Source organism: Massilia niabensis (assembly GCF_042655085.1).
In the GTDB taxonomy this organism is placed as follows: Bacteria; Pseudomonadota; Gammaproteobacteria; order Burkholderiales; family Burkholderiaceae_D; genus Telluria; species Telluria niabensis.
On the sequence record NZ_JBHSMU010000009.1, the window covers coordinates 122,649 to 144,725 of the forward strand.

Annotated in this window: 14 protein-coding genes and 1 riboswitch; of the genes, 11 read left to right on the forward strand and 3 right to left on the reverse strand. The window is 64.7% G+C overall.

Annotated features, from left to right (window positions below; all coding sequences use genetic code 11):
* The first annotated feature begins 171 nt into the window (after nt 1-171).
* The 10 genes from ACFPN5_RS08660 to ACFPN5_RS08705 all read left to right on the forward strand — a co-directional run bounded on the left by ACFPN5_RS08660 (nt 172) and on the right by ACFPN5_RS08705 (nt 16,684).
* Entirely contained in the window at nt 172-2,121 is a 1,950-nt protein-coding gene (locus ACFPN5_RS08660; RefSeq protein ID WP_379782161.1) for a dipeptidyl-peptidase 5, read from the forward strand.
* Nucleotides 2,118-6,311 (forward strand): DEAD/DEAH box helicase, encoded by a 4,194-nt coding sequence (locus ACFPN5_RS08665; protein ID WP_379782163.1) that lies wholly within the window; start codon nt 2,118-2,120, stop codon nt 6,309-6,311. Before ACFPN5_RS08660 ends, ACFPN5_RS08665 begins: the two co-directional genes overlap by 4 nt.
* A gap of 32 nt (nt 6,312-6,343) precedes the next feature.
* Complete coding sequence (locus tag ACFPN5_RS08670; protein ID WP_379782165.1) at nt 6,344-6,826, forward strand: hypothetical protein; 483 nt, start codon at nt 6,344-6,346, stop codon at nt 6,824-6,826.
* A gap of 160 nt (nt 6,827-6,986) precedes the next feature.
* On the forward strand, nt 6,987-8,981 hold the full coding sequence (locus tag ACFPN5_RS08675) for a DUF885 domain-containing protein (RefSeq protein ID WP_379782167.1): 1,995 nt from the start codon (nt 6,987-6,989) through the stop codon (nt 8,979-8,981).
* 130 nt (nt 8,982-9,111) lie between these two features.
* Nucleotides 9,112-9,834 (forward strand): hypothetical protein, encoded by a 723-nt coding sequence (locus ACFPN5_RS08680; RefSeq protein ID WP_379782168.1) that lies wholly within the window; start codon nt 9,112-9,114, stop codon nt 9,832-9,834.
* 387 nt (nt 9,835-10,221) lie between these two features.
* Entirely contained in the window at nt 10,222-11,808 is a 1,587-nt protein-coding gene (locus ACFPN5_RS08685; RefSeq protein WP_379782170.1) for a flavin monoamine oxidase family protein, read from the forward strand.
* Nucleotides 11,805-12,212: a c-type cytochrome gene (locus tag ACFPN5_RS08690; protein WP_379782172.1), complete on the forward strand. Its 408-nt coding sequence runs from the start codon at nt 11,805-11,807 to the stop codon at nt 12,210-12,212. The genes ACFPN5_RS08685 and ACFPN5_RS08690 overlap by 4 nt, the downstream gene beginning before the upstream one ends.
* Nucleotides 12,213-12,236: 24 nt before the next feature.
* Complete coding sequence (locus ACFPN5_RS08695) at nt 12,237-12,746, forward strand: RidA family protein (RefSeq protein ID WP_379782173.1); 510 nt, start codon at nt 12,237-12,239, stop codon at nt 12,744-12,746.
* Nucleotides 12,747-12,826: 80 nt separating this feature from the next.
* Nucleotides 12,827-15,292: a TonB-dependent receptor plug domain-containing protein gene (locus tag ACFPN5_RS08700; protein WP_379782175.1), complete on the forward strand. Its 2,466-nt coding sequence runs from the start codon at nt 12,827-12,829 to the stop codon at nt 15,290-15,292.
* A 369-nt stretch (nt 15,293-15,661) separates the two neighbouring features.
* Entirely contained in the window at nt 15,662-16,684 is a 1,023-nt protein-coding gene (locus ACFPN5_RS08705) for a porin (protein WP_379782177.1), read from the forward strand.
* A 191-nt stretch (nt 16,685-16,875) separates the two neighbouring features.
* Here the strand turns inward: ACFPN5_RS08705 and ACFPN5_RS08710 are convergent, their stop codons facing one another.
* From ACFPN5_RS08710 to ACFPN5_RS08720, 3 genes are all read right to left on the reverse strand, one after another.
* Nucleotides 16,876-18,132 carry a D-amino acid dehydrogenase gene (locus ACFPN5_RS08710; protein ID WP_379782179.1) on the reverse strand — a complete coding sequence of 419 codons (1,257 nt, stop codon included), beginning with the start codon at nt 18,130-18,132 and terminating at the stop codon, nt 16,876-16,878.
* A 17-nt stretch (nt 18,133-18,149) separates the two neighbouring features.
* Nucleotides 18,150-18,392 (reverse strand): beta/alpha barrel domain-containing protein, encoded by a 243-nt coding sequence (locus tag ACFPN5_RS08715; RefSeq protein ID WP_379782181.1) that lies wholly within the window; start codon nt 18,390-18,392, stop codon nt 18,150-18,152.
* A gap of 69 nt (nt 18,393-18,461) precedes the next feature.
* Nucleotides 18,462-18,568, reverse strand: a riboswitch (TPP riboswitch).
* A 122-nt stretch (nt 18,569-18,690) separates the two neighbouring features.
* On the reverse strand, nt 18,691-19,587 hold the full coding sequence (locus tag ACFPN5_RS08720; protein WP_379782183.1) for a LysR family transcriptional regulator: 897 nt from the start codon (nt 19,585-19,587) through the stop codon (nt 18,691-18,693).
* Nucleotides 19,588-19,689: 102 nt separating this feature from the next.
* On the opposite strand from ACFPN5_RS08720, the gene metE reads away from it, so the two are divergent.
* Nucleotides 19,690-21,981, forward strand: a complete 2,292-nt coding sequence (gene metE, locus ACFPN5_RS08725) for a 5-methyltetrahydropteroyltriglutamate--homocysteine S-methyltransferase (RefSeq protein WP_379782185.1) — start codon at nt 19,690-19,692, stop codon at nt 21,979-21,981.
* Nucleotides 21,982-22,077: the final 96 nt, after the last annotated feature.

Consider the following 22,077-nt stretch of genomic DNA (forward strand, 5'->3'; position numbering starts at 1 on the left):
GACAGGGCCGGGCCGATTGCAGCCATGCCAGTGCACGAGCAATGTTTCTCTTGCGGCAAGCAAGCTGTGGCAGCCGCGCCGGGTGCCGGCGATTCGGCTCGCACCAACGTGACTCTGCCTGCGCGGCAGGGCTCTTATAATGCGGTTCCACCCTTTGAGAATGCCGACGCCATGACCCAGCCGAACCGCAAACAGGCCGCTCCCTGCGGCACCTGGACTTCCCCGATCAGCGCCGCCGTGGTGGCGGCCGGCGCCACGCCGCTGTCGCAGGTCGCGCTCGACGGCGCCGACGTGCTGTGGCTGGCCGGGCGCGCCAGCGAAGCCGGGCGCACCACGCTGCAGCGCTGGCGTGCCGGCGAGACCACCGACACGGCCGCTGAACTGACTCCGGCCCCGTTCAACGTGCGCACCCGCGTGCACGAGTATGGTGGCGGCGCGTATGCGGTGGACAAGGGCACGGTCTGGTTCTCGCATTTCGCCGACAACCATCTGTACCAGGCCGAAGCGGGCGGCGAACCCGTCATGATCACGAAAGAAGAAGCCGTGCGCTATGCCGACTTCGTGCCCGACCGCGCGCGCAACCGCCTGGTCGCGGTGCGCGAAGACCACTTGGCAGGCGAAGCCTACCCCGTCAACACGATCTGCGCGGTCGGCTTCGACGGCAGCGAGACGATCCTGGTCGACGGCAACGATTTTTATGCGGCGCCGCGCCTGTCCCCGGACGGCCGCCAGCTGGCCTGGCTGTGCTGGGACCATCCGCGCATGCCGTGGCAGGGCACCGAGCTGTGGGTGGCGGACATCCTGGAAGACGGCACGCTGGTCGATGGCCGCCTGATCGCCGGCGGCATGGACGAATCGATCTGCCAGCCGGAGTGGTCGCCCGGTGGCCTGCTGCACTTCGTGTCGGACCGCAGCGGCTGGTGGAACCTGTACCGCTTCGAGGATGGCTTGGTGCACCCGCTGTGCCCGCGCGAAGCGGAATTCGGCGGCCCCCACTGGAGCTTTGGCGGCTCGATGTACGGTTTCAGATCGAGCGAGGAAATCATCTGCACCTATATCGAGGATGGCGTCAGCCGCCTGGGGCGCCTGTCCACCCACGGCTGCACGCTCACCCCGATCGCCACGCCGTATGAAGAAATCCGCGAGCTGCGCGTCTCGCCGCAAGCGGTGGCCGTGCTGGCCGGCTCGCCGACGATTGCGGTGGAGCTGGCGCTGATCGACCCGGAGTCGGGAAAGCGTACCATCCTGGTGCAGTCGAGCGCGAACCTGCCGCACGTGGACTACCTGTCGGTCCCGCGCAGCATCCGCTACCGCAGCGCAAACGGGCGCACCGCCTACGCATTCCACTACGCGCCTGCCAATAAGGACTTCGAACCGCAGCCGGGCGAACTGCCGCCGCTGATCGTCATCGGCCACGGCGGCCCGACCAGCATGGCGACCAGCACGCTCAAGCTCGCCACGCAATTCTGGACCAGCCGCGGCTACGCCGTGCTCGACGTGAACTATGGCGGCAGCACCGGCTTCGGACGCGCCTACCGCGACCTGCTCAAGGGCCAGTGGGGCGTCATCGACGTCGAGGATTGCGTGGCCGGCGCGCGCTACCTGGCCGAACAGGGGCTGGCCGACCCCGAGCGCCTGCTGATCCGCGGCAGCAGCGCCGGCGGCCTGACCACCCTGTGCGCCCTCACCTTCCACGACGTGTTCAAGGCCGGCGCCAGCTATTACGGCGTGTCCGACCTGGCCGGGCTCGATGCCGACTCGCACAAGTTCGAGTCGCACTACAACGACTACCTGATCGCGCCCAAGCCTGCGGCCGAGCAGATCTACCGCGAACGCTCGCCGATCCACCATACCGATGCCTTGAAACGCCCGATGATCTTCTTCCAGGGGCTGGACGACAAGGTGGTGCCGCCGCAGCAGTCGGAAACGATGGTCGATGCCCTGCGCCGGCGCGGCGTGCCGGTCGCCTACATGACCCTCGAGGGCGAGGGCCATGGCTTCCGCAAGGCCGACAGCGTGGTGCGCACGCTGGAAGCGGAACTGGCGTTTTATTTGCGCGTGTTCGGCATTCCGGCGCCGCAAGGATTGCCTTCGGTCGAGATCGAGAATTTGGTTCAATGAGCGACTGCATCAGCGGAGCGCCCCTGATCGACGCGTTTGCCGCCAGCACGGCGCACCAGAAGCTGATCCTCGGCCTGCTGGCACTCGCCGGCGAGCCGTTCGGGCGCACGCGCCTGCGCGAGCATCTCGATCCGCTCGGCGAGTTCACGTCGGACGACGCGCTTTCCGAGGACCTTGCGCAGCTGCGCGAGCGCGGCCTGGCGAGCGAACTGGCGTCGCGCGGCACGGTGGTGGTGCCCGAGGCTGCCTGGCCGGCGATCGATTACCTGCTGCGCAACGGCCGCTTCACGGAGCTGCGCGAGGTCTTCGAGAGCGTCGGCCCGCTGCGCCGCGACTGGCAGGGCAACCCCGTGCTGCGCAGTTACCGCCAGGGCCTGTCCCTCTTGCGCATGGCCTTGGTAGGGGGTGACGGTCCCAGGACCGTCACCCCATTATTATCCGCCTGCCTGCGCTGCCACGAGGCGGCCTACCTGCACCCGCTGGTCGACATCTGCGCGCGCCCGTTCGAGCCCGGCCTGATCGAGCGCATCAATCCGGCGCTGCGCGACGAGGTGCTGGCGGTCCTGATCGACCACGCCCAGCGCGAACCGCTTGCCGCGCCGGCGATCCGCGCCCATGTGGAAAGCCATGTCGAAGGCTATGCGAACCCCGGCGGCGCGGCGATGGCGCTGCGCGTCGCCCTGGCCGAGCACCTGATCCTGTGCGGCCGCCTGGACGACGCCGACGCCCTGCTGGCCGACCTGGACGACTCGACCGCCCTGTTCTTCCGCAGCGTGCTGCTGCTCCTGCGCGACCACATCGACGAGGCGCTGGCCGGCTTCGACGCCGCCCTGAAACTCCTGCGGCGCGAAACCGGCAAGCGCAAAGCGGTGTTTGCCGGCATCGGCGGCCACCTGTACGTCGCCGCGTTATTACGGCGGGGTGATGCGAAACATCAAAAGGCCGTCGACAGCTATCTCGACAGCGCGACGCGCGCGGTGCAGAGCCATGACACGGCCGTCTACCAGCAACTCTCTATGCTGCGCCAGATCCGCGGCGGCACGGTCGACGCCGACGTGCTGCCCTCGCGCAATTGGGAAACGGCCTTGCAAGCCGTGATGTTCCGCGCCCTGCTGCACTGGTGGCTCGGGATGCCGCAATTATCAAATCAGCGCGCCCGGCTCGAAGAAGCGCTGGCCTCGTCGGAGGCGGCCGGCTTCGACCTGCTCAGCGCCCAATTGGCCGGCCTGCTCGGCCAGCTCGGGGGAGTCAGCCACGAGCAGCGCGCCATCGCCCTGCGCCAGCAGCATCGCTTCACCGACCTGACCCACTGGTTCGAGCGCGAGCAGCCGTGGGAGCGCCAGCTCAACGCGCTGATCAACCTGCAGCCGGCCGTGAACGTGGAGGTAGTCAAAGAGTCGCGCCTGGTCTGGCTGATCCGCCATGACCCGCACCTGGGGGTGCAGGAAATCGAGCCGCGCGAGCAGAAGCGCGACGCGCAGGGCGCCTGGAGCCGCGGCCGGCCGATCGGCCTGAAGCGCCTGACGGAAGACGCCGCCGCGCTCGACTTCCTCACCGCGCAGGATTTACTGGTCGTCTCGACCATCGGCGCCGCGCGCCAGTACTACGGCAGCGGCCTGCGCTACGAGTTCGACCTCGACAAGGCCCTCGCCGCGCTGATCGGACATCCCCTGCTGTTCTGGTTCGACGCGCCCGGCACCCGGGTCGAGCTGCTGCCGGGCGAGCCGGAACTGCTGGTGAAAGCGGCGCGCGAGCACGTGACGATTTCGCTGCAGCCGCCCATCCGCGAAAGCGCGGGCGACGTCGTCGTCACGCGCGAGACACCGACGCGCCTGCGCGTGGTGCGCATCCGCGACGAGCACCGCCGCATCGGCGCCATCGTCGGCGAGGCACTGGTCGTGCCCCTCGAAGCCGAAGTGCGGGTGCTGCAGGCGATCGGCGCGATTTCCTCGATCGTCACTGTGCAGTCGGACATCGGCGCCAGCGCCGCCGACATCGAACGGATCGCCGCCGACGCCCGCCTGCACGTGCACCTGCTGCCCTACCAGCAGGGCCTGCGCATGCGGATCCTGGTGCGCCCGCTCCCGAATACCGGCGCCTATTACGCACCCGGCAGCGGCGCCGAGCGCGTGATCGCCGATTTCAACGGCATCCGCACAGAAGCGAAACGCGACCTGAACGCCGAGCGCGAAGCCGAGCGCCAGCTGGTCGCGTCCTGCCGTGCCCTGGAAGGAGCCGAGCCGGAACACGACGAGTGGCTGCTCGGCTCGCCCATTTCCTGCCTGGAGCTGGTGAGCGAACTGCAGGAAATCGACGCCTCCCGGGTCCTGATCGCCTGGCCCGAGGGCGAGCCCTTCCGTGTCAGCAGGAAGGTAAGCTCGAAATCGGTGCGCATGAATATCAAGCGCGACAAGGACTGGTTTGCCGCCAACGGCGACGTGGTCATCGACGAGGGGCGCGTGATCGACTTGCGCGAGCTGCTGGAGAAGGTGCGCGGCAGCGACGGCCGTTTCGTGGCGCTCGGCGACAACCAGTTCCTGGCGCTGACCAATGAGCTGCACCGGCGCCTGCTCGACGTCGCCGCCTTCACCGACGCCGACGGCGAGGTATTGCGCGTACACCCGCTGGCCAGCTTCGCGCTGGAAGACCTGGCACTCGACGCCGGCGCCGTCGACGCCGACCGGGCCTGGCGCGCGCACCTGAAAAAAATGGCGGACAACGCGAAGTACGAGCCGCAGCTGCCCTCGACGCTGCAGGCCGAGCTGCGCGACTACCAGCGCGAAGGTTTCGAGTGGCTGGCGAGACTTGCGCACTGGGGCGTGGGCGCCTGCCTGGCGGACGACATGGGCCTCGGCAAGACGCTGCAGGCGCTGGCCCTGATCCTGCTGCGCGCGCCGAACGGCCCAACGCTCGTGGTCGCGCCGACCTCGGTCTGCACCAACTGGATCGCGGAGGCCGCGCGCTTCGCGCCGACCCTGAACGTCAAATTGTTCGGCCCCGGCGAGCGCGCCGCCATGCTGGACGATGCCGGACCCTTCGACGTGATCGTCGCCAGCTACGGCCTGCTGCAGCTGGAAGCGCCGCTGTTCGCCAAAAAGCGCTGGCACACGATCGTGATGGACGAGGCACAGGCGTTCAAGAACGCGCTCACGCGGCGCTCGCAGGCGGTAATGGCCCTGCAGGGGGATTTTCGCATGGTGGCCACCGGCACCCCGCTGGAAAACCACCTCGGCGAACTGTGGAACCTGTTCCGCTTCATTAATCCGGGCCTGCTCGGCACGCCCGACCAGTTCCAGCTGCGCTTTGCCGGCCCCATCGAAAAGGCCCAGCAGGACAAGAATTACGATAAACGTGCAGAAGCAGGCGCGCGGGCGCGCCTGCGTCGTTTAACCCACCCCTTCATCCTGCGCCGCACCAAGAGCCAGGTGCTGACCGAGCTGCCGCCGCGCACCGAGATCGTGCTGCCGGTCGAACTGACGGCCGAGGAAATGGCCCTGTACGAATCGCTGCGCCGCGAAGCGCTGGATAAACTCGCGTCCCTCGAAGCGCCACAGAACCAGAAATCGATCGCCATCCTGGCCGAGATGATGCGGCTGCGCCGCGCCGTCTGCAATCCGGAACTGGTGGCGCCGGGCCTCGGGATCGCCAGCAGCAAGCTGGCCACCTTCGCGCACCTGGTGGAAGGGCTGCTCGAGAACCGCCACAAGGTGCTGGTGTTCAGCCAGTTCGTGGATCACTTGTCATTAATTCGCAAGCACCTCGACGCGCGCGCCATCCGCTACCAGTACCTCGATGGATCGACGCCGATGCAGGAGCGTAAGAAACGGGTGGATGCCTTCCAGGCCGGCGAGGGCGACCTGTTCCTCATCAGCCTGAAAGCAGGCGGTGTCGGCATCAACCTCACCGCCGCGGACTACGTGATCCACATGGACCCGTGGTGGAACCCGGCGGTGGAAGACCAGGCTTCGGACCGCGCGCACCGCATGGGGCAGCTGCGGCCGGTGACGATCTACCGGCTGGTTGCGCGGCACACGATCGAGGAAGGCATCGTCGACCTGCACCGCCACAAGCGCGACCTGGCCGACAGCCTGCTCGAGGGCGGCGATGTGTCGGCCCGGATGTCGCCCACGGACATGCTGGCGATGCTCCACCTGGGGCTGGGCTCTAGCGTGGGCAACCGATCCATGTGATGATTCCGCTTTTTTGACGGAACACCACCATCATGGAAGAACAGAACGCGCCTGCCTCTCCACAGGCCCACGTCATCGGCGTCAAGTCGTGGCTGGCCTATGCCGGCGTGGCGGCGCTGGCCGTGCTCCTGTTCGGCGTGGCGCTGCCGGCAGCCTTCCTGTGGCACGAGCTGGCCGCGCTCGCGGTGCTGGTACTCTCGGCACTGCTGGTGGCCTACGAATTCCTGCAGGTGCGCAGCGTGCAGCTGTATTACGACGACCTCGGCGTCTGGGTGCACTCGGGCGTGCTGCCCTGGAAAAAGGGGATCACTGGCGTGAAGTGGCGCGACATGGACGAAGCGACGTTTATCAACGGTTTCAAGAGCTGGGCCACCGGCTCGTACACGATCCGCATCGGCCACCGTTTTACCCGGGGCAGCGAAATCGTGCTGACCAATATCGCGCGCGGCAAGCAGGCCGTGGCGACTCTCAACGCGCGCCACCAGGAGCTGATCCGCTCGGGGATCGTCGACTGATGGGGGTGCCGGAGGCGCTGGCTGTCGGCCGCACCAGGCCCAACATTTGTTACAAACCGGAGGGCGCGCAAGGGGCGCGAAAAATGCTAATCTGGCGCGCTGTCGCGCTCTACAAGGGCGCGCCGCCCACCCGATGTCTCCATATTTACGGGCCGAACACATGATCAAAACGAAACTCGCGCTGGCAGCCATCATCGCCAGCCTCGCACTGGCGCCCGCCAGTGCCAAGCAGACCAAGTCCTCCAAGCCGAAAGCGGTTAAGGTGGTCAAATCGAAGGCCTCCGCCAAGCGCGTGGCCGCCCCCAAGGCCAAGGCCGTCGCGAAGGCGAAAGGGCCAGTGAAAGCGAAGGGCAAAGGCAAGGGCAAGGCCGCCGCCGCTGTAGCCGCAACCGCTGCCGCCGCAAGCGCCGTGGCAGCAACCGCGCAAGCGGAGTCGCCATCGGCAGCGCCAGCGCCAGCGCCGGCGCCGGCATCGAACGAAAAGCGCCTCGACCGCCGTGCCGATTCGCTCGCCATGCAGTACCTCACCGCCTTGTGGCGCGTCGATCCGGAAGGCGGCATCGCGGTCGGCAAGTTCGAGGCCGCCGCCAACCTGACCATTCCCGACGAGGCCACGCGCGCCAAAAAGCTCGCGTTCGCGAACGAATGGCTGGAAAAATTCCGCAAGATCGACACGCGCCAGCTGTCGCCGCGCCAGCGCACCGACCTCGCGCTCCTGGTCAACAAGCTGGAAACGGACCGCTGGCGCCTGACGACCTTCCGCGAGTTCGAGTGGAACCCGGCGCTGTATAACATCGCCCAGCCGCTCGACCTGATCCTCAACACCGAGTACGCCGCCAAGCCGCAGCGCCTGCGCACCATCCTCAAGCGCCTGGCGAACGTGCCGGCCTATTACCAGGCGGCCCAAAGCTCCATCGCCAACCCGACCCGCGAGCACACCCAGCTGGCGATCGCGCAGGCGCCGGGCACGCTGGTCGTGCTGGCCGACCTCGGCCAGGCGGCGCAAAGCTCGATCCTGAATGCCCAGGAAAAGGCGATCTTCGCGCAGCGCATCGCCAACGCCGGCGCCGCCGTGGTCGCGTATGTCGACTTCCTGACGAACCTGGAAAAGACGCAGTCGCAAAGCGGCAAGGCGCGCCCGTTCAGGATCGGCAAGGCCTTGTATGAACAGAAGTTCGCGCTCGAGATCCAGTCGGCCAGCAGCGCCGAGCAGACCTTCCGCAAGGCCCTGGCCGCGCGCGAAGAACTCCTCACGCGCATGAATACGATTGCGGACGAACTCTGGCCGCGCTACATGGCCGGCACGAAAATGCCGCAGGACCGCTTCCAGAAGATCGGCATGCTGATCGATAAGCTGTCGGCCCGCCACGTCGCGCGCGAAAACTTCTTCCCCGAGATCCGCCGCCAGATCCCGCTGCTGCACGACTGGGTAATCAAGAACGACCTGCTCACGCTCGACCCGGGCAAGCCGCTGGAAGTGCGCGAAACGCCGATGTACCAGCGCGGCGTGGCCGGCGCCAGCATCGACGCGCCCGGCCCCTACCGCCCGAAGGACAAGACCTGGTACAACGTGACGCCGCTCGACGGACTATCCGCGGAACAGGCCGAGAGCAGCCTGCGCGAGTACAACGAATGGATCCTGCAGATCCTGAACATCCACGAAGCCATTCCCGGCCACTACGCCCAGCTGGTGCATGCGAACCGTTCGCCGTCGCTGGTGAAGTCGCTGTTCGGGAACGGCGCGATGGTCGAGGGCTGGGCCGTGTATGGCGAACGCATGATGCTCGAGTCAGGCTACGGCGGCAATGCGCCCGAGATGTGGTTGATGTACTCGAAGTGGAACCTGAGAAGCGTCACCAACACCATCCTCGACTACTCGGTGCACGTGAACGGCATGGGCCGCGAAGAAGCGCTCGACCTGTTGACGCGCCAGGCCTTCCAGACGCGCCAGGAAGCGACCGAAAAGTGGCGCCGCGTGCAGCTGTCGTCGGTGCAGCTGACCAGCTACTTCAGCGGCTACGAGCAGATCATGGAGCTGCGCGAGCAGCGCCGCCAGCTTCTCGGCGAGCGCTTCAACCAGAAGCAGTTCCACGACCAGTTCCTCAGCTACGGCAACGCGCCGGTGAAGATGATCGCGGAGCTGATGCGCGAGTAACCGTCGCAGCATGCAGCAGATCGAACCGGGGCCGCGTGCCCCGGTTTTTTTTGCACCCGCTTTTTCCCGCATCGGCTGGCTTGAAAATTGCATGCCTGACGGATGAGCTCAACGCGAGAAGGATCGTCGGATGCTGCTTCGAAACGATGTACTGCACTACGCCGGGGAGCGGCCGCGTACGCTGCGGATCCTGTGGATCGACAGTGCCGCCGCCCTGGCCTACACCTATGAAGTGGGCGTGGCCAATGCGTTACCGCGCGCCGCCTCGACCGCGGAGCTGATGGCCGACGTGCGCGAGCGGCACGCGCGCCTGGTGCCGCACGATCCGCTGCGCCAGGCGATCGATCTATCCACGCTGCCCCCCAGCTACCTGGCCTTGCGCGCGAATGCATGGGCCATCGTCAGCACGCTCATACGCGAGGAGCCGGCACTGTTCGACCCGCGCCTGCGGGCCCGCCTGGTGGCCGCCTGCAGTGCGGCGCATGGCGTCTCGCACCCGACCATCTACCGCTACCTGCGCCGCTACTGGGAGCGCGGGCAGCATCCCGACGCCCTGCTGCCCGACTACGCCAACTCGGGCGCGCCCGGCAGGACGCGTGCCGCCAATGCCGACGTCAAGCGCGGCAGGCCCAGTAAATCGGGCTCGCCCGGGCTGAATGCCGATGCCGCCGTGCGCGCCACGATGCGCGCCGCTGTCCTGCGTTACGCCGCCACCCACGAGGCATTCTCGCGGCGCGATGCCTACCGCCAGATGCTCGTCGATTACTTCGGCGCCAGCCGCAGCACCGCCCCGACCTACGGGCAATTCAGCTACTGGATCGACAGGGAAGATACGCCGTTCCCACCAGGCTGAGCCTTTCGCCAGAGCCGGGAGGCGCTGTGTGCTGTAGCGATGCATTTCCATCGAAAAATACTATTGCAGTGCGTAATGACGCAATTTGGTGCAGCGCACCAAATTGCGCTGCCCAGCTACGTTTCAAGGCATCGTCCGACTGCTGCCGTCTGCTGAAAAACATAGTGTGATCCGCAAAATAAAGTGTGTTCTCCGGACGGGTTAGACGCCGTCGCCGGCCATCCTGCTGCGTTCAGCAAACAAGGACATTGTTGTACGCGCCATTGCAGTGGATGCTGCATCGCAAAAAAGACATTATTTTCAGAGGCCTTCTTCCCCCTGCACCGGGCGTCCATGGCACGCCCCTTGCTATATGTTGCTTATATACAACATGAAAAGGGGTGACATATGGGTGGTCCGAACAAGTCATTAACACGGCGCGATTTCCTGTACCGGACGGCAGCCCTCGGCGGTTCGGCCCTGCTGCTCAACACGATGAACGCCTGGGGCATGGGGATTGCCTCGCGCGTCAGCGCGCCCCCGGTCCTGAGCGGCAGCGGCAAAGGCAAGAAAGTGCTGATCCTCGGCGCCGGCCTGGCCGGCATGACGGCGGCCTTCGAACTGGGCAAGCTGGGCTACGACTGCCAGGTGCTCGAGGCGCGCAGCTTTGCCGGCGGGCGCTGCCAGACGGCGCGCAAGGGTTTCAAATTGCAGGAACTCGGCGGCGAGGTCCAGGAATGCCAGTTCGACGCGGGCCATTACATCAACCATGGCCCGTGGCGTATCCCGATGCACCACGGCTCGACCCTGCATTACACCCGGCTGTTCAATGTGCCGCTCGAGGTGATGGTCAACGATAACGACCAGGCCTGGATCTACCTTGAAAACGGCGGGCCGCTGGCGAAGCAGCGGCTGCGCCCGGCCCAGGTCAAGTCCGACATGCGCGGCCACGTCGCCGAGCTGCTGGCCAAGTCGGTCAAGAACAGGCAGCTCGACCAGCAGGTGAACGCGGCCGACAAGGAGCTGCTGCTCGACTACCTTGCCAACGAGGGCCACCTCGACGCCGGCGACTTGCGCTACAAGGGCCGCAGCGGCCGCGGCTTCCGGGTCAACCCGGGCGCCGGCATGCAGCCCGGCGCTGGCCAGGCCTCCGATCCGCTCGGTTTCGGCGACCTGCTCGCATCGAAAGTCGGCAAGGTCTACAGCGCGGTACAGGACTTCCCCATGCAAAACACCATGTTCCAGCCAGTGGGCGGCATGGACCGCATCGCGCGCGCTTTCGAACAGCGCGTGGGCCGCCGGATCCGCTATGGCGCCGAGGTGCAGACCCTGCGCCAGGACGCCGGCAAGGTCACCGTCACGGTGAAGGACACGGCCAGCGGCAAGCTGTCCGCGGTCAGCGCCGACTACTGCCTGTGCACGCTTCCGCTGTCGGTGCTGCGCATGATCGACACCGATTTTTCGAGCCGCTTCAAGACGGCGGTGCAAGCCGTCACTTACATGCCGGTCGGGAAAATCGGGCTGCAGATGAAGCGCCGCTTCTGGGAAGAGGACGACCAGATCTACGGCGGCCACATCCTGACCGACCTGAAGGGCATCAACACGATCTCGGTGCCGTCCTCGAACTGGCAGCAGAAAAAGGGTGTCCTGCTCGGCTACTACAACTACATGCTGGACGCCATCGAAGTCAGCGCCCTGTCCCCGGCCGAGCGCGCCGAGTTCGCCCTCGCGGCCGGCCAGCAGATCTTCCCCGCCTACCGCGACGCTTACGAGAACGCCTTCTCGGTGGCCTGGCACCGCGTTCAGTACAACCTCGGCGGCTGGGCCGAGTGGACCGAAGAGAGCCGCAAGGCAGCCTACCCGCTCCTGCACGAAGGCGAAGGCCGGGTACTGCTCGCGGGCGAGCACCTCAGTTACCTGACGGGCTGGCAGGCCGGCGCCATCGAGTCGGCCTGGCAGCAGATCGAACGCATCCATGCGAGGGCCCAGGCATGAACCTCTACCGATTCTTCGTTGCCACCTTCGCCTGCGCCGCCCTGCTGCAGCCCGGCGCCGCCAGCGCCCAGGGCCAGGACGGCAAGGCGCTGTTCCAGAAAAACTGCGCGGCCTGCCACCAGGCCAACGGCAAGGGCATTCCCGGCGCCTTTCCGGCACTGGCCGGCAACCCGCTGGTGCAGGGACCGCCGGCCGAGGTGGCCACGGTCCTGCTCAAGGGACGCGGCGGCATGCCGGACTTCAGCGCCAGCCTGTCCGACGCCGACATCGCCCAGGTGTTGAGCTATGCCCGCGCGAGCTGGGGCAACGGGGCCGGGGCCGTTCCCGACAGCGAGGTCGCGGCGCTGCGCGCCTCGCTGCAGGCGGCGCGTGCCGGCACTGCGCGCCTGAGCAACAAGCACTGATTTCCCACTACGACAGGAACCACCATGAAAAACCTTTTGATCCCCTCCCTGCGCACGCTGCTCGCTCCCGCACTCCTGTGCGCCGCCATCGGGCCCGCCACTGCCCAGGACATCGTGCGCCACAAGATCCCCGGCTCCGACTTTCCGATCGCGCAGGCGGTGACGCTGCCGCCCAACGCGACCATCCACTTCATCAGCGGCCAAGTGCCGCCGGTGGTCGACAAGGGCGCCCCGGGCGACTCGCTGGCCGCCTTCGGCAACACCCGGCAGCAGACGGTCGGTGTCCTCAACAAGATCAAGGACATCCTCACCGGCATGGGTCTCACCATGGGCGACGTGGTCAAGATGCAGGTCTTCATCGTGGGCGACCCGGCCAAGGGCAACAAGGGCGACGTGGCCGGCTTCATGGAAGGCTATACCCAGTTCTTCGGCGGCGCCCAGCCCAACCTGCCGGCGCGCGCCGTGTTCCAGGTGGCGGCGCTCAGCAACCCCGGATGGCTGATCGAGATCGAGGTGGTCGCCGCCAAAAAATAAGCCTGCCCGCAGCGCCGCAGATCGCCGGCCACCGCGCCGACCACCGGGTTTCAACTATCGCTCACCAAACAGGGGTATCCATGCTCAAGGCCACACTCAAACAAGGCGCCGCCGCCATCATCCTGCTGCACTCGGGCCTGTCGTTCGCCCAGGAAGTACAGGTCGCCATGGCCGACATGCCGGCGCCGGACGCGCTCTCCGGCCCCACCACCACCGGCGTCGTGATCGTCACTGGCACCCGTGCCGCCGGCCTGAAAGTCGAGAACAGCGCTTCGCCGATCCAGGTGCTCGATTCCGCCTCCCTGAACCGCACCGGCCAGGCCGACCTGCGCCAGGCGCTCGGCCAGAACCTGCCCTCGTTCACGATCCAGGCCTTCGGGTCCGACATGGCGGCGATGACGCTGTCGGCGCGCCTGCGCGGCCTGAGCCCGAACAATACGCTGGTGCTGGTCAACGGCAAGCGGCGCCACGGCACCGCCAACCTGGCCGTGCTGGGCGGCGCCTTCCAGGGCGGCGCCGCGGCTGACCTGAACTACATTCCGCTGGCCGCGATCGACCATGTCGAGGTACTGCAGGATGGCGCCGCCGCCCAGTACGGGACCGATGCGATCGCCGGTGTCATCAACATCATCCTGAAGTCCAACAACAGCGGCCTGTCGGGCAACATCAACGGCGGCGGCTACCACGACGGCGGCGGGCATACCGGCCATGCCAGCGCCAACATCGGCCTGGCGCCCTTCGAATCGGCCTGGCTGAGCCTGACGGCCGAAACGAAATACCACGGCTTTTCCAACCGCGGCGGCATCGACCCGCGCGTGAACGACCCGGCCACGCTCGCGGCCCAGCCGCAGCTGCTGCAGGCGCCCGGCTACCCCTACCTGAACCGGATCCAGGGCGACGCCCAGTACCGCCAGCACGTGGGGGCGATGAACTTCGGCTTCGACATCGGCGCCGACACCAGCTTCTACAGCTTCGCGACCTATGGCGAAAAGCGGGCGCGCGCCTTTGAAAACTACCGCATGCCGAGCCGCATTCCCGCCGTCTATCCGCTCGGCTTCAGCCCGCTCGAAACCTTCGACGAAACCGATGCCGCCCTGACCGCCGGGATCAAGGGCACGCTGGGCGGCTGGAAATGGGACCTGTCCAGCACCTACGGCAAGGACGTCACGAAGGTCGGCGTGGACACCTCGGTCAACGTCTCGCTGTTCGCCGACACGGGCTTTTCGCCGACGGTGTTCAAGGCCGGCGAATTCCGGGCCAGCCAGTGGACCAACAACCTCGACCTCAGCCGCGAGTTCGACATTGGCTGGGCCGCGCCGCTGAACTTCGCGGTCGGCCTCGAGCAGCGTCGCGACACCTACGAGATCGTCGCCGGCGACCCGGCCTCGCGCTACAAGGAAGGCTCGCAATCCTATCCGGGCTTCCTGCTGACCGACGCCGGCCGCCATGAGCGCGACAACGAAGCCTTCTACGTGAACGTCTCGTCGCAGCCGGTCGCGAACCTGACGGTCGACCTGGCCGGCCGCTACGAGCATTTCAGCGATTTCGGCAGCGCCAGGGTCGGCAAACTGACCTCGCGCTACGATTTCTCGCCGGCCTTTGCCCTGCGCGGCACCTTCAGCAACGGCTTTCGCGCCCCGACCCTGGCCGAATCCTTTTATTCGGCCACCAACGTCTCGCCACGCAGCGCCTTCGTGCAGCTGGCGCCTAACTCCCCGGGCGCGCGCCTGGTCGGCATCGACGGCCTGAAACCGGAAGCCTCGACCAACCTGTCGGCCGGCATGGTCCTGAACCCCGCCCCCGGCCTCACGGTCACGCTCGACGCCTACCAGATCAAGATCCGCGACCGCATCGTCGGCAGCGGCGCCCTGTACGGCTCGGGTGGCGCGGTGAATTCGCCGGCGGTGACGGCGGCGATCCTCGCCAACGGCAACGTGCTCGACCCCACGGTCGTCGAAACCGGCATCAACATCTTCTCGAACGCGGTCAACACCCGCAGCCGCGGCCTTGAATTCGTTGCCACCAAAAGCAGCAACTACGGCGGCTACGGCCGGGTCGACTGGTCGGCGGCGGCCAACTACAACGTGGTCAAGGTCATCCAGGTCAACCAGGCGCCAATCCAGCTGCAGCCCCAGCTGCTGCTCGACACCACGGCGATCTCGGACATCGAAACCGCGTCCCCCAGGCTGCGCCTGAACCTGGGCGCCTTATGGAAGTCAGGCGCATGGACGGTCAATCTGCGCGAAGCGATCTACGGCAAATCGTCCGAGATGCAGTCGCCGGACGGCGGCGCCACCTATTACAAGACCGAAATCGGCAACCTGGCGGTGACCGACCTGGAGGCGGCGTACAAGATCAGCCAGGCCTGGACGCTGGCGGTCGGCGCGAACAACCTCTTCAACAAGTACCCGGACGGGATCAACCCGGAGGTGCTGCGCATCCAGCGCGAGAACCTCGACAATTCGGCGGTCACGATCTATCCATCGTTTTCGCCGATCGGGATCAATGGCGGTTATTACTACGCGCGGGCCAACTTCAAGTTTTGAGGCCATCCCGCCATGATTATCGAACCGGGGCCGCGTGCCCCGGTTTTTTATGCATCCGCCCCCCTTCTGGGGGCAATTTCGCATCAGCCCTACCGTACTTTTGAGTTGCGGCAGGGGCAGGAACTCGGCCGATCCGTCGCCTACAAACAACAGGATCACAGGTTTGGGGCAAAGCTTTGTGGTGAATCATGCGCAATTTTGCCCCAGCGCACATGCTTCACGGAAACCGAATAAGTAAAGAGCTAATGATTCGTGGCATTATCACAGATGCACTGGTAGCGTTAGCGTTTTGCAACTGCTCGTTTTTGTCCTGAAAGACAACGAGAACGGCGTTTCGGAAAACCCCATATCAACAACCGGAGAGCATCAATGAAGAAGACGAGCCTTGCCATCGCCCTGTTATCCATCCTGCCGCTGGCGGCCCACGCGCAGACCAACGTGACGATCTACGGCATTGCCGATGCCTCGGTCGGCCGCGAAGACACCGATGCCCCAGGCGTGGGCGCGCGCACCGTGATCAGCTCGGGCACCCAGTCCACCAGCCGCATCGGTTTTCGCGGCACCGAGGACCTGGGCAACGGCCTGAAGGCGCTCTTCAACTTTGAAGCCGGTCTCGCCCTGGACACTGGCGCGCAGGATGCCGCCGGCCTGTTCCAGCGCCGCGCCGTCGTCGGCCTGCAAGGCGCGTTCGGCACCGTGACCGTCGGCCGCGAATACGGCCCGATCGCGGCCGTGGTGCAGGCCAGCGACCCGCTCGGCCATGGCTTCTATGGTTCGAACCTGGGTAGCTTCGGCGCCAACCGCCTGACCCGCCGCCTGTCGAACTCGGTCAACTACAAGAGCGAATCCATCGCCGGCTTCACCGGCCTGGCCGCGTACAGCGCAGGCGAGCGCAACGAGAGCGAACCGTCGGGCGACCTGGCCGGCGCCGCGCTGGAATACCGCAACGGCCCGGTGTACGTGGGCGCCGGCTACCAGCGCGTCGAGCGCCTGGCCACCGGCGACGACAAGGAGTTCGCATTCGGCGCCGGCCTCACCTTCGGCGCCTTCGAAGTGCGCGGCAGCTATTCGGAGGCCGACCTGACCGGCCCGAACAACGAGTTCAAGTACCTGATCCTGGGCGGCAACTACACCCTCGGCGCCAACAAGTTCTTCGTCGCCGCCCACCAGCAGCGCCAGGAGGCAGGCAACGGCCGCGGCAAGGGCTTCACGCTGGCCTACAGCTACACCCTGTCAAAGCGCACCAACCTGTACAGCACCTACGCCCGCGTAAACAACAACGGCACCGGCAACTTCGGCCTGACCTCGGCCGGCGGCACCTTCGCCCCGCCAGCCACCGCCTTCGGTGCCGATCCATCGGTGTTCAACGTCGGCGTGCGCCACTCGTTCTAAACGCGTAGCAAGCACGGACCTCCGATGAAGAAAAAGTGTGACTTCCGGGCGGGCAGAAAGCGGCGGGACAACCCGATGGAATGAGTGACAGTGACCGTCATCTCGCCTGGGCTCGCTGTCCGTAGACCCGAGCGCTCATGCGCCATGCATGGGCGCCCGGGCGCTTGCCTGACTGCCGGTACAAAACCACGCTATTCACCGCAGGATGTGAGCTCGATTTCAGGCCTGCGGCCCGAAACAATATCGGCCAGCGCCCGCCCGGAGCCGCAAGCCATCGTCCATCCCAGCGTGCCGTGCCCGGTATTAAGGTACAGGTTGGCATAGCGTGTCGTGCCGATGTACGGTACGTTCGATGGCGTCAGCGGCCGCAGGCCCGCCCAGTAGCTTGCGCGATCGTAGTCGCAGGCCTCGGGGAACAGTTCGCGCACGCGGCGCGTGACCGCCTCGCAGCGGATGGTGTCCAATGCGCGCGAATACCCGTTCAATTCGCAGGTGCCGGCCACGCGCAGGCGCGATCCCAGCCGAGACAGCACGAGCTTGTGGCCGTCGTCGGTCAGCGACACGGTCGGTGCTGCAGCCGCGCTGATGATCGGGTAGGTTGCCGAATAGCCTTTGCCGGGATAGACCAACAGCTTGACTCCCAGCGGGGCGAGCAACGTGGCCGAAAAACTCCCGAGGGCCACGACGAAGGTGTCTGTATGCAGCGCCTGATGTCTGCCTTCGCCATCGATCACTTCCACGCCGGTGACTTTACCGGCCTCGGCAAGCATGCGTGTCGCGGTCATGTTGTAGCGGAAGCGAATGCCGGCCGCCTGACCCTTTGCTGCCAGCTGCGACGTGAATTTGTAGACGTCACCCGATTCGTCGCTGGCGGTGAAGTCGCCGCCCACCAGCCTGGCGCGCGCCGCGGCCAGGGCAGGCTCGATGCGCACCACCTCGTCGGCGTCGATCGTCACGCGCGGGCAGCCCAGTTCACGTATTGCCGCCGCAGCGCGGCAGGCCCTGTCGAACTCCTGCTGGTCGGTATAGAAATGCAGTATCCCGCGCGCCAAGCTGTCGTATTCGATCCCCGTTTCCGCACGCAGGGCCCGCAGGCTACGGCGACTGTAATCGGCGATGGCGACGATCCGGCTCAGGTTGGCGGCAACGCGCGCCGGCTGGCATTCGCGCACGAATTGCAGGCACCAACGCCATTGCAGCGGATCGCCGCGCGGGCGGAACAGCAACGGCGCGTCCTGGCGCCCGAGCGAGCGCAATACCTTGAGCAAGGTGGCGGGATTGGCCCAGGGCTCGGCGTGCGAAACCGAAATCTGGCAACCATTCGCGAAGCTCGTCTCCAGCGCGGGGCCAGGCTGGCGTTCGAGCACCGTGACTTCATGCCCTGCCTGCCGCAAGTACCATGCGGACGCCGTTCCCACCACGCCCGCACCCAGTACGATGACTTTCATCGGTCCGCGCCGTTCCGTCATGTAAACAGGCCTGCCAATTCGTGCACTGCAACGCCGATTTCCTGCGCGACGTTATGCGTCGTTATGCCGCCGATGACGACACATGACAGCAAGAGCTCGGCCCTGGCCCGGTCGACGATCCCGGCGGACGTCGTCACCGAATACTGTACATCGATCCCGCGTGACTTCGGCATTGGGCGGGTTGCCGCCTCGTCCACCATGGCGGTGGCTGAGAGGAATTTGGGGGTAGGGGTATTCATGTGGCTCCTTGTTGGCTTCCCGATGGATTGAGCAGGAGCCAGCGAAGGAGTGTAGAGAGACGGCACACGGCCAGTATCAATATGCTTCCCTTCGCTGGCATTACCCAGATCAGGTTCAGAGGGTGTTTCTCACCCGCAGGTCGCGTTCGCGACATGCAGGACCCCTAGCGTTTGCCCTTGTTCGGCAGAGCAGATTTTAAACGGTTCGTGCCAAGCCGGCAATTCGGGAATTGTCAGGCATCCGGGCGTCGACGCGACATGGCCCACGCAGTCTTGTCGCATCCGATAACTGATGGCCTCATAACGGATAGCGGTCTGCCTGGCGCGCAAACTCGATAAATGATTGCAAGTAGTCGATGGCGTAGTCGGATTCGCGGACGCCAAGGTAAATATGCTTTTTGATGCCTGCTGGTCCAAGCCGCAAGGTACGAAGTTGGAGATGCGGCGCATAGTCCGTCACGAGCCATTTGGGCAATGCCGTCACGCCACGGCCACTGGCTACCATCTGCAGCATGATATCGGTTGTTTCGATTGTTTTGTGCCTGCGTGGCGCACAGTTCGCTGGCAGCAGAAACATATTGTATATGTCCAGCCGTTCGATCGGAACAGGATAGGTAATCAGGGTTTCCTCGTTGAGCTGCTCTGGCGCCACCTCTTCCTGGTTTGCCCAAGGGTGCTCTTTGTGCACGACCAGCACCTGTTCGTAAGCAAATACGGGTTCGAAATGCAGACCTGGTTTGAACAATGGATCAGGTGTTACCAGCAAATCTATATCAAACCCAAACAGTGCACCGATTCCGCCAAACTGGAACTTCTGCTTCACGTCGACATCGACCAACGGCCAAGCCGAGAGGTAGCGCGAAACGATTTTCAGCAGCCATTGGTAGCAAGGATGGCACTCCATGCCAATACGTAGTGTGCCGCGCTCGCCTTGAGCATATTGCCTTAATCGTTCCTCGGCTAGCGAGAACTGCGGTAGCAGACGCTGCGCAACTACATGGAGATATTGACCCGCTTGTGTCAGACGCAGGCTTCGTCCCTCTCGCAACCAGATATCCGTTCCCAGTTGTTGCTCCAGTTTTTTCATACTATGGCTGAGCGCCGACTGCGTTACGTGAAGGACTTCTGCCGCGGCAGTCAATGACCCTTGCTTTTCAACTTCCAGCAAAGTCGCGAGATGGATGCGTTCGAGCATGATATATGAGCGATATTCATGGATATGTGAAAAAAGACCATTTTACTTCATCGTATGGCGGTCTCTATTATGACCGTCTGAAAACTATTTAGGATCTTTTCCATGATTACCGTCCACAATCTCGGCTTTCCCCGCATCGGCGCCACGCGGGAACTGAAGTTCGCCCTGGAGGCATATTGGAAGGGCGAATTCGCGCGCGATGCCCTGCAAGACCTTGGGGCCAGACTGCGCAAGCGCCACTGGGAGGACCAGGCCGGACTGGATCTGGTACCGGTGGGTGACTTCGCTTTTTATGACCAGGTGCTGGACATGAGTTTTACATTGGGCAACCTGCCCGAGCGCGTGAGCAATTTGAAAGGCGATCAGCTGGACAATTACTTTCGCGTGGCCCGAGGCCGTTCGGCGCAGTCGGCTACAGAGCCGCATGCCTGTTGCAGCAATGTAGCAGCTGGTGAAATGACCAAGTGGTTCGACACCAATTACCACTATATCGTGCCAGAGTTCTCGGCAGCTACCGAGTTCAAGCTCGACGCCACACGTCTGGTCGAGCAGCTAGGGGAAGCGAAGCGGCAAGGCGTCAAAGCCAAGCCGGTGATTATCGGCCCCGTTACCTACCTGGCGTTGGGCAAAGCAAAAGACGATTCCAATAAATTAACGCTGCTGCCATCCCTGCTCGATGTATACGCACAGTTGTTGGAAACACTTGCTGAACAAGGCGTGGAATGGGTACAGGTCGATGAGCCCATCCTGGTTACCGAGCTGACTCAGGATTGGCAACATGCTTTGAATTTTGCCTATCACCAGTTGAAGGCTTGCCGCGTCAAGCTGCTGCTCGCCACCTATTTCGGCCAGCTGGAGGAAAACCGCTACTTGGCGGTCAACTTGCCAGTGGCAGGCTTGCACGTCGATGCGGTCACCGGTCGTGATGATCTACAACCGCTCCTCAATTTGTGGCCGGACCACAAGGTGCTGTCCTTGGGCGTCATAAACGGCCGCAATATCTGGAGAACCGACCTGACTGCGGTGCTGGATTGGCTCGAACCGCTAGCCAAGCGCCTCGGCGACAAACTATGGATCGCGCCTTCGTGCTCGCTCCTGCACGTTCCGGTAGACCTGAGCAGCGAGCAGAATCTCGATGCCGAGATCAAACCCTGGCTGGCTTTTGCAGTGCAAAAACTCGAGGAACTGCGGGTGCTGGCGCAAGGGCTGCGGGCCGGTCGTGCTTCGGTGAGGGAGGCATTGGCGGCCAACCAGGCGGCGTTAGCCAGCCGTAGTGCATCGCCGCGCGTGATGAATCCGGTCGTGCAAAGGGCTGTTGCCGAGATCGACGCCAAGCTGAGTACACGCAACAGCAACTATGCCCGCCGCGCCGCTGAACAGGCCAAGCGACTAAAGCTGCCCGTGTATCCGACCACGACCATTGGCTCCTTCCCGCAAACGGTGGAAATCCGCCGGGCCCGCAGCGCCTTCAAGGCCGGGACGCTCGACGAAACCGGCTATAAGAAGGCAATGCAGGCAGAGATCGAACGCGGCGTACGCGAACAGGAAGCGCTCGGCCTGGATGTCCTGGTCCATGGTGAGGCCGAACGCAACGATATGGTCGAATACTTCGGCGAACAGCTCGAAGGCTACGTTTTCAGCCAGTTCGGCTGGGTGCAGTCGTACGGCTCGCGATGCGTGAAGCCGCCGATCCTGTTCGGCGACATCCGCCGCCCCAAAGCGATGACGGTGGAATGGACCACCTATGCGCAGTCGCTGACCGAGAAGCCGATGAAAGGCATGCTGACCGGTCCGGTCACTATCCTGAACTGGTCCTTTGTCCGCGACGATCAGCCTCGCTCGACATCATGCAGGCAGCTTGCCCTGGCTATTCGGGAAGAAGTGCTGGATCTGGAAAAAGCCGGAGTGCGCGTGATTCAGATCGACGAGGCGGCGCTACGTGAAGGCCTGCCGTTGCGCAGGGCTCAGTGGAAGGAATACTTGAGTTGGGCGATCGAATGCTTCCGCATCGCCGCCAACGGCGTGGCAGACCAGACTCAGATCCACACCCACATGTGCTATTCGGAGTTCAACGATATCATCGCGTCGGTTGCCGATATGGACGCCGACGTGATCACGATCGAAACCTCGCGCTCTGACATGCAGCTGCTGGATGCATTCGATAATTTCGATTATCCGAATGAAATTGGGCCGGGCGTCTATGACATCCACTCGCCAAACATCCCCACGCAGGAACACATCGTGCAACTGATGAAGAAAGCGGCCGAGCGGATCCCGGCGTCGCGCCTGTGGGTGAATCCCGACTGCGGTCTGAAAACGCGTCAGTGGGCCGAAGTCCTGCCCGCGCTGACGAACATGGTGGCCGCTGCCAAGCTTTTGCGGGAGGCAGCGTAATAGCGGTGTCGATGCGGACGTAGGCTGGCCGGCATCGAGGGGACATCGTGCTGATCAGCCAGCGCGATTCATGATATAGCCGCCAGAGGACCCTGC